Raw genomic sequence first — 13585 nt, 5'->3', positions numbered from 1 at the left:
CGAGCCCCCGCACACGCTACCCCCCGGGCCGGCACGCCGGTGGGGTTCCGGCACCGCCGCCGGCGCCGGCCGGTCCCCCGGGACGGCCGCCGCTCCCCGCCGCTCCCCCGCTACTCCCCGGGCGGCAGCTCCAGCGTGCCGTCCGCCAGACCGTCCGTCAGGCCCTGCGCGAGGGTGCGGCCGAGGGCCGCCGCCCGGTGCAGCGCGGTGTCGAAGGCGGCGACCCGGGCGAAGGCCGCACCGAGGACGCGCTGCCGCTCCGGGGGGAGCCTCGGCAGCTCGACCCGCCGGATGTCCAGCCGGGCGGTGGTCGAGGCGTGGCTGGCGGCGCGGCGGGTGAGCGCGGTGGAGCGCAGCTGGCCCGCCAGGAACTCGGGGTCGATCAGCGCCGGGTCGGGCCGCAGCAGGTGCAGCTGACGGCCGAGCGCGACGCCGTCCAGCGGGCCGCCGGGCAGCACGACCCGGGCGACGCCGCCGCCGAGGGCGGGCACCAGGACGTCACCGGCCCGGGTGAGGACGGGGGCGTCCGGGGCGCCGGGGTCGCCGGGGCCGGTGACGGCGGCGGGCGGGTTGCCGGTGATCAGGTCCTGGTCCGTCAGCAGCGGGACGCCTTCGGCGCCGTGGCCGGCCGGCCGGGCGGGCGCGCCCGGTCCGGAGGAGACGACCTCCAGCGCGCCGCTCCGGACCAGCTCGCCGACGGTGACGACGGCCGGCGGCCGGCCGGGCTGCCGGGCGGGGCCGGCCTCGGGCAGGGCGGCATCCGGGCCGGCGAGCCCGGCCAGCAGTTCGGTCAGCCGCCCGCGCAGGTGGGCGAGGGCGGGGGCGTCACCGGCCGGGGCGGCGGGCGGGACGTGCCGGGCGGGCGAGAGGTCGGTCTCGTCGTCGAGCAGGTCGATCGCGGCCATCACCCGGTGGGTGCCGGGCCGGTCGGCGGGCACCGGCCCGCCGGTGGCGGCGGCTTCGTCGAAGGCCTGCCAGGAAGCCGTCACGGTGGCCCGCAGCTCGGGCCAGTCGACCCGGTCGCGGCCGCCCTCGCCGGCGGCCTGCGGCGGGGCCGCGTCGAGCAGCAGCACCTGGCGGAAGTCGTCGCCGGGCGCCGGGCGGCGCAGCACCCACAGGTGCAGCGGCACCCCGTACGGCGGGGCGGCGCCGGCCGGCAGGGCGATCACGGCGCGCAGCGCGCCGGAGCGCAGCAGCTCGGCGCGGACCCGGCGGCCGGCCCGCCGGGAGGCGACGGTGGGCGGCAGCAGCAGGGCCGCCAGGCCGCCGGGCCGGGTGTGCGCCAGGCAGTGCAGCACCCAGGCGAGTTCGGACTCGCCGCGCGGGGGCAGCTGCCCGGCGGGCCAGCGGGAGTCGTACTGGAGCTCGTCGTGCCCCCAGTCGCGTTCGTTGTACGGGGGCTGGCAGAGCACCGCGTCCACGGTGAGGCCCGGGTGCGCGTCGGCGCGCAGCGAGTCACCGGCCCGCAGGTCCAGCGGGAGCGGGCCGGGGTCGGCGGCCGGGGTGTGCAGGGCGAGCCGCAGCAGCGCCAGGGCGGCCACCACCGGGTCGAGGTCCTGCCCGTACCGGGAGGCGGCGGACGGCAGGGCGAGCAGGACGGCGCCGAGTCCGGCGGCCGGGTCGAGGGCGGTGGCGCCGTGGACGGTGAGGGCCGGCCCGGCGACGGCGGCCAGCAGGCCGGCCGCCTCCGGCGGGGTGGGGCTGAGCTGGCGGGTGTTGGCCTCGGCGTGCCGGGTGAGCAGGCGCTCGAACGCGGCGGCCGGGCCGGCGGGGACGTCGGCTGCCGGACCTGCCGTCGGACCTGCCGCCGGGCCCGCCGGTGCGGCTGCGGGCCGGGCGAGTTCGGCCAGCAGCCGGACGAGGTCCAGGTAGGTGCTGCCGAGGAGGGAGGGCAGGCCCAGCCGGGCGGCGCCGTCGGTGCCGAGGGCCCGGGCGGCGGCCTGGGCCAGGGCCCGCGGCAGGGCGGTGGCGAGGCGGGTGTCGGGCTCCGCGGCGAGGGCGGGCCAGGCCTCGGGCTCGCGGTGCAGCAGGAGGAGGAAGGCCCCGGCCGGCACGAGGGGGGCGGCCGGGTGGCCGGCCGGGTCGCGCAGGGTCTCCAGCTGCCGCCAGGCGCGTTCCAGGACGGGCAGTTCGGCGATCTTGCCCTGGCTCCGCAGCCAGCTCTCGACCTCCGCCAGGGCGAAGGCCGGGCTGGCGTCGGTGCCGCCGACCGGCTGCGGGAAGTCCGGGTGGCGCCGGCGCCAGTTGCTGACGGCAGCCCGGCCCACGCCGGCCAGCCGGGCGATCTCGACCGCGGTCACCTCGGGGCGGTCCGGCATGGGGGCTCCTTCGCGGCTTCAGGGGTACGGCCCCGGGCCCGTCGTGACCCGTGTGACGACACAGCATAGCCAGCGTGAACACTCCGACCTGTTCACACGTGAACAGAGAGGTTTCTTGTATTGGCGTTGACATTGTTCACAGCGGATGGTGTGATCTGTCCATCGCCTCCAGCGGCAACCGCCGCAGGGGGGCGCCCACCTCACCGACCGGGAGAGCCCGCCATGTCGTTCACCGCCGTCGCCCGCCGCCGCTCCGCCGCCCTCCTGCTCGGCGCCGCACTGGTCACCCTGAGCGCCACCGCCTGCACCTCGGGCGCCTCCGTCTCGACCACCCCCCAGCAGACGGCCGCCGCCCCGGCCGCCGACGGCGCGAAGCCCGCCGACAGCGGCAAGCCGGCCGACCAGGGCGCGGCCAAGGCCCCCGCGGCCGCCAAGGTCGGCGACACCATCGCGCTCAAGGGCATGGAGAAGAGCAACACCGCCGACGTCACGGCGGTGAAGGTGGTCGACAACGCCGAGAGCGGCGACGAGTACCTCAAGCCCGCCGACGGCAAGCGCTGGGTGGCCGTCCAGTTCCAGATCAAGGCCACCGGCACCAAGGCCTACAGCGACGCCCCGCTCGGCGCCGCGAAGGTGGTCGACACCCAGGGCCAGTCCTACGGCCCGAGCTTCACCGACACCACCGCCGGGCCCAGCTTCCAGACCCCCACCAACATCGCCCCCGGCGAGACGGGCAAGGGCTTCATCACCTTCGAGGTCCCGAAGGACGCCAAGCTCGACAAGATCCAGTTCGGCCTGGACGCCGGCTTCGCCGACCAGACCGGCCAGTGGAAGATCGGCTGACCGTCGACCGGCGAGGAGGGAAGTCGCCGCGGTCGGAGGGAGAGCCCCGGAAGCGGGCCTCCGGCCCGGCGGACCGTCCCGGCCGGCCCCGCCACGCCCGGCCCCGGGGCCGTAACCCCCGCCGCAGGAGTGCCCCTTCGGCCGTCCGTCGCTGCCCGCCAGGCCGTTCCGGGCCAGGGGCCGGAGCGGGTACCTGTAGAAGGTTCCCGCAGTCCCGCCAGAGAGAGGCCTCAGGCCGCCATGCACACCGCCGACCATGGGAAGATCCCCGAGCCGAAGCGGAGCCCCGTCCCGGCGCGACGCGCAGTCACGGACAATTCCGGGGCCGAAGGAGGTCCGCCGAGCGGGCCGGCCGCCCTCGCCCTCCAACGCAGCGTCGGCAACCGCGCGGTGGGCCTGCTGGTCCAGCGGGCCCAGCACCAGCACGCCGCCGGCTGCGGCCACGACCAGGCGGAGCAACCCTCGCTCCAGCGCTCCGCCGTGCACGACGTGCTGCGTGCCCCCGGCCAAGCCCTGGCCGCATCCCGGCGGCAGGAGATGGAGTCCCGGCTCGGCGCCGACTTCTCCGAGGTCCGGGTGCACACCGACAGCGCCGCCAAGGCCTCCGCGGCCGAGGTCGGCGCCCGGGCCTACACCTCCGGCAACCACATCGTCATCGGCGAAGGGGGCGGCGACTCCCACACCCTGGCCCACGAACTCACGCACGTGATCCAGCAACGCCAGGGGCCGGTCGCCGGCAGCGACAACGGCTCCGGGCTGCGCGTCAGCGACCCGTCGGACCGGTTCGAGCGCGAGGCCGAGGCGAACGCCACCCGGGCGATGTCGGGCGCGGCCCCCGTCCAGCGCGCGGAACGGGCACCGTCCCGGCGGTCGGGCGCCGCCGGAACCCTCCAGCGTGCCAAGGACAACGGCGAAGGCAGCTCGACCGGCGGGGCCTCCAAGCAGGGCGAGCACATCTTCAACGCCCTCAACGCCCTTGTCCAGAGAATGCACAGGGGTCTCACGCGGGCCCTCGAATTGGAGTTCGCCCATCTCGACAGCTACGGCGCCGACGCGGCGACCCTGGCGAACGCCGAAACGACCCGGCAGACGGCTCAGACCTCGTTGAACGGCCTGACGGACCTGATCGGGACCGCCGCCGACCTGCGCGACAACGCAAGGTTCCGCTCCGCGATGCAGGGTGCGGCCAAGGGCCCCGACGGCGACGCCAACTCCCAGTCCTACTCGGCCTTCTGCACAAACGTGGCCACCGCGATCTCCACCTGCCAGAACCGCAACTACGCGGGGCTCGGCGTGCTCCGCGGGTACAGTGACGGGCTCATCGCCACCATCAAGGACACCACTGCCCAGGGCAACAAGTCCACCGAGCTGGGGTCGAGCGCCAGGACACAACGCGAGTTCAGCACCTGGGTCACGGACACCGAAACCGCGATGCGAAACCTCTACGCCGGTCTCATCGAGGCCGCCCGCCTCGTCAATCTGGCGGTCGTCGCCGCCAAGCAGATCAAGCGGCCGAGGGCCACGAACACGGAAGCACCACCCCCCGAGCCGCCGGCTACGTCTTAGAGTCCGTCCGGTCAGAACGGGCCGGGCCCGCCGCGAGGAACTCCCGGGCCCCGGCCCGTACGGCGGCCCAGTCGGTGACCGGGGTCCGGGTACGGGCCCGCTCCAGCCGGCCCGCCCGGTCCCGGTGCTCACGGCGGAGCTGTGCCAGGTCCAGCTCGACACCGGCCGGCGGACCGGACGCCTCCAGCGCCGTGACCCGCCGCTCCATCGCCGCGAGCAACGCGCCGTCCAACTCGGTGACGGCGGACAGGAAGTCCTCGACCGGCAGGGCGAGACGGCCGGCCGGCGACGCGGCGAACCCGATCCGGTGGCCGGGCTCGTGCGTCCAGTCGAGAGTGATCCGGTCCCCGGCCTCGTCGACCGTCCGCCACCAGCGCATCTGCGGGGCGTTGACCAGCGGGCCCGTGTACATCGACCGGCGCCCGTGCCAGTCGGCGGCCGCCTCGGCCTCCGGGGTGAGGTCCTCCTCGTCCCGGAGCGGATGGCCGGAGAGGTCGCCCGACACGAACGCGAGCAGGTCCGACGGCACCGGCTCCAGCACGTCCGCCAGGATCTCCAGGACGTCCTCCCAGATCCGGACCACGAAGTGGTCCGCGTACGGGCGGACTTCGCCGCCGGTCTCCTCGCGCCACCGCCGGAGGGTGGACTCCGAGTACCGCAGCAGCTCCTGGCCGCCCGCCTCGATCCAGTACCAGCCCTGGGTCAGCGCGAACCAGTGCAGGGTCCGGTGGTGCTCACCGCCCCACGGGCCGACATCCTCCGACGCCCGTAGCTCGAACCGGAACCGCAGCCCGCCGCTCAACGGCCCTCCCCCTTCGTGTCCGGTGCCGTCGCGCTTCAGAGGGCGAAGACCGGACGGGTGGAGAAATCTTCGCAGAGGCCGTCCCCGTCCGGGCCGTGGACGAACTCGGCCATGAACGGGTTGTGGTTGGCCGTGGCCAGCGGCAGCCAGGCCAGCAGGGTGCCGTAGCCGCCGCACACCGACTCGCCGCCGTCCCCGCCGTGGACGGCGCCGACGCCGCTGCTCAGTTCGGTGCGGTAGACGTCGTACCCGATGTGCAGGCCGAAGGCGTTCGGCCGGTGCTGGGGCCCGTCGCCGTCCTCGTAGGGGGTGCGGTCGAGCGGGCACTCGTCGCCCCACCGGAACAGCGTGCCCGCTCCGGCCCCGCAGGCGTGCTCCCACTCGTCGGAGGTCGGCATCCGCAGGCCGCGCTCCGCGAGCACGGCGGGCATGTCGGCGGGCGGTTCGGTCAGGTTCTCGTCCTCCACCGCCATCAGCACAGCGGCCAGGGTGACCGTCCGGCGCGGCGAGAGCACTTGGGCGAGATGGGCCCGCAGGTCCTGGCCGTAGCCGAAGCCCTGCTCCAGGCTCTCCTGATAGTCCGCCAGCTGCCCCGGTGTCGGCTGCCAGGCGTCCAGGTCGAACCCCAGGGTGACCGTACCGCCGGGCACCAGGGCGAACTCCTGCCCGGCCCGCTCGATCCGGACCTGGTGCAGCGGGGCACCGAGGTGCTCGACGGTCTCCACCGCGCTCACCCTCCCGCCCGCGCGGTCCGCCGCCCGCCGGGCGACGCCACGGGCGGTGACGAGGTCGGTGGACCGCCATCGGTCGAGGCTCAGGTCGGCGAGGTTCATGGGCGGAAGTCTCGCACCGGGGTCCGACACGCCCCGCACGGGCGGCCCCGGCGCCGGCCGGGCCCGCGAGCACCGGACGAAGGCCCGTCCGGCGCTATCCGCTCACATTGGCGATCATGCGGCGGAGCACCTTGAGCGCGAGGACGTACTCCTCGTCCGGGATGCCCTCGTGGATCCGGTCGCGGACGCCGGGGGCGATCGCCAGCAGCCGGGCCCGGCCGGCGTGGCCGGCCTCGGTGAGGGTCAGCCGGCCGTCGGGGCCGGGGGTGATCCAGCCACGGTCCACCAGGTCGTCCAGGACCACTCCGTACGTGGACACGTCGCCGATCTGCGGCGTCATGTACCGGCCCAGCGCCTCGGCCAGGCCCTCCCGGGTGAGGCCGCCGTCGACGATCGCCAGCCGGTTCAGGGTCATCCAGTGCCGCTGGGTGACACCGAGCCTGCCCTGCTCGGCGTTGATGAAGGCGATCACGGCGGCGTGCGCCTCGCCCGTCCAGTACCCGACGGGCTGGCCGGCGAGCTGTTCGTCGGTGAGTTCCATGGTGCTGCCCTTCCCTGCGTGGTTCGGCGGGCTCGTACGGGGATCACGCTAGGAGGTGAAGTCGACTTGAGGTCAAGCCACTTGGCCGGCGGCCGGCCCGGCTACGCCACCGCGCGCAGCGTGTGCAGCTCGAACCAGACCCCCTTGCTGGGCAGCCCGGACCGCGAGTCGGTGATCCCCCAGTCGTCGGCCACCGCGTCGACCAGCCCGAGCCCCCGGCCGCCGACCTGGTCGTCCGTGGCGAGGCGGAGCCTCGGACGCTCCGGACCGCTGTCGTATACCGAGACCCGGACCCGCGTCCGGTCGGCCGTGAACTGGAGATGCACCAGCCCGCCCGCGTACCGGTGGGCGTTGGTGACCAGCTCCGAGGTGCACAGCGCGGCCCGCTCGGCGAGGTACCCGAACCCGATGAGGCCCAGCACGGTGGTGACGAAGTCCCGGCAGATCTTGGGCGCGATGGCGGCGGCCGGCAGCAGGATCGTGCAGGAGTGGGGGAACCAGAAGGGTTCGACGTGGTCCGGGACGCTGTCGACGGTCATGGGTGGCCTCCAACGGGGTGGGTCGGGCGGTGGCGGTGCCGCACCACGCGGACGGGCGGGGCGGTGCACTTCCGCACGACGGACATTGCGCTCCGCAATCGGTGCGATACTCAACGTAGGGCACAAGGTTTTTACGGAACAAGGTTGTGGCGGCCTTTCACCCGAACGTGTCTGGCTCGGCCCGGGGCCCGTGCGACAGACTCGTGACGGGTCGAAAAGAGGAGACGCGTGCCACCGAGGGTCAACCCCACCGCCCGCCATGAGCGTCTGGGAGCGGAGCTGCGAAAGCTTCGCGAACGTGCCGGCCTGACGGCCCGTGCGGCAGCCGAGCTGCTCGGAACGGACCAGGCGCAGATGTCCAACATGGAGGCCGGGCGCGTCGGCGCCAGTGCCGAGCGTGTGCGGCGGCTTGCATCCCACTACGCCTGCGAGGACGAAGCCCTCATCGACGCGCTGGTGACGATGGCGACAGAACGCATCCGGGGATGGTGGGAGGAGTACCGAACTACGCTTCCCCGTAACTTCCTCGACCTGTCGGAGCTGGAGTTCCACGCCACCACCATGCGCACGATCAAGGTGGTCGAGATCCCGGGCATCATGCAGACCGAGCGACACGCCAGAGCGGTGTTCGACTACTACCCACCTCCGCTGCCGCCCGAGGATCTGGAAGCCCGCGTGTCCCATCGCGTGCAGCGCCGGATCGTGTTGGACCGCGAACGGCCACCGCTCATCGAGGCGGTCATCCACGAAGCGGCCCTCCGCATGACGGTCGGCGGCGCGGCCACCGCGCGCGAGCAGCTCCGATTCCTCCTTGAACTCTCCAGCCATCCGACCATCAGCATTCGAGTGATCCCTTTCACTGCAGGCCAGTTCGCGGGGCCAGGCGTGTCGATGCTCTACCTCGGCGGACCGGTTCCCCAGCTCGACACGGTCCAGGTGGACACCCCGCTCACAGGGGTCTTCATGGATGCGGAGGCCCAACTCGGCCGCTACCGGACCCTGTATGCCAAGGTGGAGAGCGCGTCTCTCGGGGTCGCCGACACACGCGACTTCATCCACCGTCTCGCCAGGGACCTGTGAAAGGAACCGCCGTGTCCAGCAGTTGGCAGAAGTCGTCCTACTCAGGCGGCGGCGACGGCGCCGACTGCATAGAACTGGCCGTGCAGGGCGGCGCCGTCCTGATCCGCGAGGGCGACGACCCCGACGTCGTCGTCACCACCACCCCCGCCAAGCTCCGCGCCTTCATCCTGGGCGTCAAGGCCGGCGAGTTCGACCACCTCGCCGACGCCTGAGGCCGGACGGCGCGGGGCCGTCCCCGCCGGCCGTCACATCGCCGCGCGGGCGAGGCGGAGCAGGCCGGCCCGCATCCGCTGTTCGCCGAGTTCCGGCAGGAGCGCCGCGACGTGGTCGGCGGCCAGGGCGGCGAGCAGGGCGTGGGCAGTGTGCTCGGGGTCGGGGGCGCCGGGGAGCATGATCGCCACGTGGCGGTGCCAGAAGCGGTAGGCGCCGATGCGGTACCGGGCCCCGGGGGTGGCGGTCTCCGACATCCGGACCAGGGCCAGATGCTCCAGCAGGTAGTCGAAGTAGGCGTCCAGGAAGGCGGCCAAGCGTTCGCCGGCCGGGGCGCCGGGGCCCAGCGGGGGCGGGCCGCTCAGGATCTCCTCCTGGAGCACCCGTTCGCGGGCGTCGAGCAGGGCGGCCGCCAGTCCCGACTTGTCGCCGAAGCGGCGGAACAGCGTCCCCTTGCCGACGCCGGCGGCGGCGGCCACCTGATCCATCGAGACCGCCTCGACGCCGTGCTCGGCGAACAGCCGGGCCGCCGCCTCCAGCACCGCGACCCGGTTGCGGGCCGCGTCCGCGCGCTCCTTGGGCGGTGGCGTGCGGAGCAGTTCCAGGGGGATTGCCGAAGCGGACTGCGGTCCGTTACTGTCGTGAGCCATAAGAGGACTGTAGTCCGATTCCCTTGGAGGCAGTGGCATGACCGCACTCATCACCCGTGACGAACTGGCGGCGGCGATCGAGGCCGGCACCGTGACCGTGCTCGACACCCTCGGCGGCGCCTACTACGAGCAGCAGCACCTGCCGGGCGCCCTCCCGCTGGTCCTGGCCGAGGTCGACACCCGCGCGCCCGCCCTGCTCCCCGACCGGGACGCCGCGATCGTCACCTACTGCTCGAACCCGGCGTGCCCCAACAGCGGGCAGGTGGCCGACCGGCTCACCGCGCTGGGCTGGACCAACGTCCGCAAGTACCGCGAGGGCATCCAGGACTGGGCCGAGGCCGGCCTCCCCACCGAGTCCGCCTGACCGCCCGACCGCCTGACCGCCCGGCCGGTCCGCCGGCCCCTGGACACGGGGGCCGGCGGACCGGGAAGGCATCCGTCAGCGCTTGCCGCCCGCCAGGTCGTCGAACATCGTGGACAGGAACTCGCTGCACCAGGTCAGGAGTTCGCGGCCGACCAGCGGCTTGCCGCCGATCCGGCCGGTGGACGGGCGGGGCACCAGGATCTGCTGGGCGGTGGCCTTCACCTGGCTGCGCGGGTAGAGGCGGTTAAGGCGCAGCTCCTGGGACTCGCGCAGGTCGACCGGGCCGAACCGGACGTTGGCGCCCTGGAGGGTGATGTCGCTGATCCCGCAGCGCCGCGCGTACAGCCGCAGTGCGGCGACCAGCAGCAGGTTCTCCACGGCCTCGGGCAACTTGCCGTAGCGGTCGGTGAGTTCCTCGCGTACCTGGACGATGTCGTCCTCGGAGTTGACCGCCGCGATCGAGCGGTAGGCCTGCAGCCGCAGCCGCTCGCCGGGGGCGTAGTCGTGCGGGACGTGGGCGTCGACGGGCAGCTCGATCTTGACGTCGAGCGGCTCCTCCTCCGGCGCCGCACCGCCGTTGGCCAGCGAGTCGCGGAACTCGGCGACGGCCTCGCCGACCATCCGCATGTAGAGGTCGAAGCCGACCCCGGCGATGTGGCCGGACTGCTCGCCGCCGAGCAGGTTGCCGGCGCCGCGGATCTCCAGGTCCTTCATGGCGACGTACATGCCGGCGCCCATCTCGGTGTGCTGGGCGATGGTGGCGAGCCGCTCGTGGGCGGTCTCGGTGAGCGGCTTCTCCGGCGGGTACAGCATGTAGGCGTAGCCGCGCTCGCGGCCACGGCCGACCCGGCCGCGCAGCTGGTGCAGCTGGGACAGGCCGAAGGTGTCGCCGCGCTCCACGATCAGGGTGTTGGCGTTGGAGATGTCGATGCCGGACTCGACGATGGTGGTGGCCACCAGGACGTCGAACTCCTTCTCCCAGAAGTCGACGACGACCTTCTCCAGCAGGTTCTCGCCCATCTGCCCGTGGGCGGTGGCGACCCGCGCCTCGGGGACCAGCTCCTTGATCCGGGCGGCCGCCTTGTCGATCGACTCGACCCGGTTGTGGATGTAGAACACCTGGCCCTCGCGCAGGAGTTCACGCCGGATCGCGGCCGAGATCTGCTTCTCGTCGTACGGGCCGACGAAGGTCAGCACCGGGTGGCGCTCCTCCGGCGGGGTGGTGATGGTGGACATCTCCCGGATGCCGGTGACGGCCATCTCCAGGGTGCGCGGGATCGGGGTGGCGGACATGGTCAGCACGTCCACGTTGGCGCGCAGCTTCTTCAGCTGCTCCTTGTGCTCGACGCCGAAACGCTGCTCCTCGTCGACGATCACCAGGCCGAGGTCCTTGAACCTGGTCTCGGAGGAGAACAGCCGGTGGGTGCCGATCACGACGTCCACCGAGCCCGCGAACAGGCCCTCCAGGACGGCCTTCGCCTCGGAGTCGCTCTGGAACCGCGACAGCGCCTTCACCGTGACGGGGAAGTTCGCGTACCGCTCGGCGAAGGTCGAGAAGTGCTGCTGGACCAGCAGGGTGGTGGGCACCAGCACCGCCACCTGCTTGCCGTCCTGGACGGCCTTGAAGGCGGCCCGCACGGCGATCTCGGTCTTGCCGTAGCCGACGTCGCCGCAGATCAGCCGGTCCATCGGGACGGACTTCTCCATGTCCGACTTGACCTCGGCGATGGTGGTCAACTGGTCGGGCGTCTCCGCGTACGGGAAGGCGTCCTCCAGCTCGCGCTGCCAAGGGGTGTCCGGGCCGAAGGTGTGGCCGGGGGCCGCCATCCGCGCCGAGTAGAGCTTGATCAGGTCGCCGGCGATCTCGCGGACGGCCTTCTTGGCCTTCTGCTTGGTCTTCGCCCAGTCCGCACCGCCGAGCCGGTGCAGGGTGGGGGCCTCGCCGCCGACGTACTTGGTGACCTGGTCGAGCTGGTCGGTGGGCACGAACAGCCGGTCGCCGGGGTGGCCGCGCTTGGCGGGGGCGTACTCCAGCACCAGGTACTCGCGGGTCGCGCCCTGGACGGTGCGCTGCACCATCTCGACGTACTTGCCGACGCCGTGCGCCTCGTGGACGACGTAGTCGCCCGCGGCCAGCGCCAGCGGGTCGATCGCGTTGCGGCGGCGCGAGGGCATCCGGCGCATGTCCTTGGTGGAGGACTTCTGGCCGGACAGGTCGGTCTCGGTGATGACGGTGAGCTTGAGCGCCTCGTCGACGAAGCCGTGCTCGATCGATCCGCAGGAGACGTGGACGACGTCCCGGGTGGGCGCCTCGGCGAGGTCGGCAACCAGGCGGGCCGGGATGCCCTCGTTGCCGAGCACCTCGGCGAGCCGGGAGGCCGGGCCGTGGCCCTCGGTCACCATGACGACCCGCCAGTCGGCGGCCAGCCGCTCCTTGGCGTCGGCGATCGCGCGGGCGGTGTCGCCCCGGTAGGCCTCCACCGCGTGCATGCCGAGGGTCAAGGTGTTCGTGTCGAACTCGAGCACCGAACTGACCGAGGAGTCGCTGGTGGCGAACGGGCTGACCGACCACCAGGGCAGGCCGATGCCCGCCGCGTGCTCGCGGACGTCGGCCAGCGACCAGAGCGAGGCGGCCGAGACGTCGATCGCCTCGACGTCGATCGGGCGGTCCCCGCCGGAGGCGGCGGCCACCCAGGAGGCGTGCAGGAACTCCTGACTGGTGGCCACCAGGTCGGCGGCCCGGGTGCGGACCCGCTCGGGGTCGCAGACCACCGTGACGCTGCCGGCCGGCAGGACGTCCAGCAGCAGCTCCATGTCGTCCACCAGGACGGGCGCCAGCGACTCCATGCCCTCGACCGCGATGCCCTGGGCGATCTTGTCGAGGATCTCGCGCAGCTCCGGGTGGGCCTCGGCCAGTTCGGCGGCCCGGGCCCGGACGGCGTCGGTCAGCAGCAGCTCGCGGCAAGGCGGCGCCCACAGGCCGTGCGCAGCGATCTCCAGCGAGCGCTGGTCGGCGACCTTGAAGTAGCGGATCTCCTCGATCTCGTCGCCCCAGAACTCCACCCGCAGCGGGTGTTCCTCGGTCGGCGGGAAGACGTCCAGGATGCCGCCGCGGACGGCGAACTCACCGCGCTTCTCGACCAGTTCGACCCGGGAGTAGGCGGCGGCCGCGAGCCCCCGGGCGACCGCGTCCAGGTCGTGCGACTGGCCCCGCAGCAGCGCCACCGGCTCCAGCTCGGCCAGGCCCTTCACCTGCGGCTGCAGCACCGAACGGACGGGTGCCACGATCACCTGGACCGGCCCGGCCGCGAGGTCCCCGTCCGCCCGCGGGTGGACGATCCGGCGCAGCACCGCGAGGCGGCGGCCGACGGTGTCCGAGCGCGGCGAGAGGCGCTCGTGCGGCAGGGTCTCCCAGGCGGGGAACTCGGCGACGGCGTCGGCGGGCAGCAGCGAGCGCAGCGAGGCGGCGAGGTCCTCGGCCTCCCGGCCGGTCGCGGTCACCGCCAGCACCGGGCGGCCGCGCTCCCCGTCGGCGCGGGCGGCCAGGGCGCGGGCCAGGGCGGCGACGGCGAACGGCCGGGCGGCGGGCGGGCCGACCAGGTCGAGGTGCTGGCGGGCGCCCGCCGAGGCGCCGGTGGCGGTGGCGGCCTCGATCGCCTCCGCGAGGGCGGCGTCCCGCGCGACGACATCGAGCAGTCCGGTCAGGCTCATGAGGAGTCTCTTCTTCGTCCCGTAGCTGGAGTGCCCAGGCGCCGGAGATCCGGCGGGGCAACGCGAACGGCCCGGCGCGCCGAGCGGCCGGGGGTGTCCAGCCTACGCCGCGGCGCCGACGCTGACGC

Annotated in this window: 12 protein-coding genes; 5 read left to right on the top strand and 7 right to left on the bottom strand. The window is 73.7% G+C overall.

All coding sequences use genetic code 11. The features are described 5' to 3' along the window. Positions 1 to 110 precede the first annotated feature (110 nt). Positions 111 to 2318, bottom strand: a complete 2208-nt coding sequence (locus IE329_RS10600) for an N-6 DNA methylase (protein WP_190210596.1) — start codon at positions 2316 to 2318, stop codon at positions 111 to 113. A gap of 222 nt (positions 2319 to 2540) precedes the next feature. On the opposite strand from IE329_RS10600, the gene IE329_RS10595 reads away from it, so the two are divergent. Continuing rightward, positions 2541 to 3161 (top strand): DUF4352 domain-containing protein, encoded by a 621-nt coding sequence (locus IE329_RS10595; protein ID WP_190210595.1) that lies wholly within the window; start codon positions 2541 to 2543, stop codon positions 3159 to 3161. 390 nt (positions 3162 to 3551) lie between these two features. After that, a complete protein-coding gene (locus IE329_RS42010; protein WP_373311146.1) occupies positions 3552 to 4727 on the top strand; it encodes an eCIS core domain-containing protein in 1176 nt (391 codons plus the stop codon). Here the strand turns inward: IE329_RS42010 and IE329_RS10585 are convergent. From IE329_RS10585 to IE329_RS10570, 4 genes are all read right to left on the bottom strand, one after another. Then, positions 4717 to 5529, bottom strand: coding sequence for a DUF5984 family protein (locus tag IE329_RS10585; protein ID WP_229927334.1), 813 nt, complete (start codon positions 5527 to 5529; stop codon positions 4717 to 4719). The genes IE329_RS42010 and IE329_RS10585 overlap by 11 nt on opposite strands. Before the next feature lie 35 nt (positions 5530 to 5564). After that, positions 5565 to 6362 (bottom strand): formylglycine-generating enzyme family protein, encoded by a 798-nt coding sequence (locus tag IE329_RS10580; RefSeq protein ID WP_190210593.1) that lies wholly within the window; start codon positions 6360 to 6362, stop codon positions 5565 to 5567. A 94-nt stretch (positions 6363 to 6456) separates the two neighbouring features. Next, positions 6457 to 6903, bottom strand: coding sequence for a MarR family winged helix-turn-helix transcriptional regulator (locus IE329_RS10575; protein WP_190210592.1), 447 nt, complete (start codon positions 6901 to 6903; stop codon positions 6457 to 6459). A gap of 101 nt (positions 6904 to 7004) precedes the next feature. Next, the gene (locus IE329_RS10570) at positions 7005 to 7442 is read right to left on the bottom strand and encodes an ATP-binding protein (protein ID WP_190210591.1); all 438 of its coding nucleotides are present in this window, start codon (positions 7440 to 7442) and stop codon (positions 7005 to 7007) included. A gap of 228 nt (positions 7443 to 7670) precedes the next feature. Here IE329_RS10570 and IE329_RS10565 point away from each other — a divergent pair, with 228 nt between their 5' ends. Further along, complete coding sequence (locus IE329_RS10565) at positions 7671 to 8522, top strand: helix-turn-helix domain-containing protein (protein ID WP_190210590.1); 852 nt, start codon at positions 7671 to 7673, stop codon at positions 8520 to 8522. An 11-nt stretch (positions 8523 to 8533) separates the two neighbouring features. Continuing rightward, positions 8534 to 8734 (top strand): DUF397 domain-containing protein, encoded by a 201-nt coding sequence (locus IE329_RS10560; RefSeq protein WP_190210589.1) that lies wholly within the window; start codon positions 8534 to 8536, stop codon positions 8732 to 8734. Between the two features lie 33 nt (positions 8735 to 8767). Here IE329_RS10560 and IE329_RS10555 read toward each other — a convergent pair whose 3' ends face one another. After that, positions 8768 to 9382, bottom strand: a complete 615-nt coding sequence (locus tag IE329_RS10555) for a TetR/AcrR family transcriptional regulator (RefSeq protein ID WP_190210588.1) — start codon at positions 9380 to 9382, stop codon at positions 8768 to 8770. A gap of 37 nt (positions 9383 to 9419) precedes the next feature. On the opposite strand from IE329_RS10555, the gene IE329_RS10550 reads away from it, so the two are divergent. Continuing rightward, entirely contained in the window at positions 9420 to 9746 is a 327-nt protein-coding gene (locus IE329_RS10550) for a rhodanese-like domain-containing protein (protein WP_190210587.1), read from the top strand. Between the two features lie 75 nt (positions 9747 to 9821). On the opposite strand, the gene mfd is transcribed toward IE329_RS10550, so the two are convergent. Next, positions 9822 to 13457: a transcription-repair coupling factor gene (mfd, locus tag IE329_RS10545; RefSeq protein WP_190210586.1), complete on the bottom strand. Its 3636-nt coding sequence runs from the start codon at positions 13455 to 13457 to the stop codon at positions 9822 to 9824. Positions 13458 to 13585: the final 128 nt, after the last annotated feature.

The sequence above is a fragment of the Kitasatospora indigofera genome (assembly GCF_014655955.1).
Classification (GTDB): domain Bacteria; phylum Actinomycetota; class Actinomycetes; order Streptomycetales; family Streptomycetaceae; genus Kitasatospora; species Kitasatospora indigofera.
Note: the sequence above shows the minus strand (reverse complement) of the source record. Positions and strands in the feature narration are given on the sequence as shown.

Coding starts and splice junctions, on each gene's coding strand:
- IE329_RS10555 (WP_190210588.1), bottom strand. CDS start 9,382: ATGGCTCACGACAGTAACGGACCGCAGTCCGCTTCGGCAATCCCCCTG.
- IE329_RS10595 (WP_190210595.1), top strand. CDS start 2,541: ATGTCGTTCACCGCCGTCGCCCGCCGCCGCTCCGCCGCCCTCCTGCTC.
- IE329_RS10600 (WP_190210596.1), bottom strand. CDS start 2,318: ATGCCGGACCGCCCCGAGGTGACCGCGGTCGAGATCGCCCGGCTGGCC.
- IE329_RS10570 (WP_190210591.1), bottom strand. CDS start 7,442: ATGACCGTCGACAGCGTCCCGGACCACGTCGAACCCTTCTGGTTCCCC.
- IE329_RS10575 (WP_190210592.1), bottom strand. CDS start 6,903: ATGGAACTCACCGACGAACAGCTCGCCGGCCAGCCCGTCGGGTACTGG.
- mfd (WP_190210586.1), bottom strand. CDS start 13,457: ATGAGCCTGACCGGACTGCTCGATGTCGTCGCGCGGGACGCCGCCCTC.
- IE329_RS10580 (WP_190210593.1), bottom strand. CDS start 6,362: ATGAACCTCGCCGACCTGAGCCTCGACCGATGGCGGTCCACCGACCTC.
- IE329_RS10550 (WP_190210587.1), top strand. CDS start 9,420: ATGACCGCACTCATCACCCGTGACGAACTGGCGGCGGCGATCGAGGCC.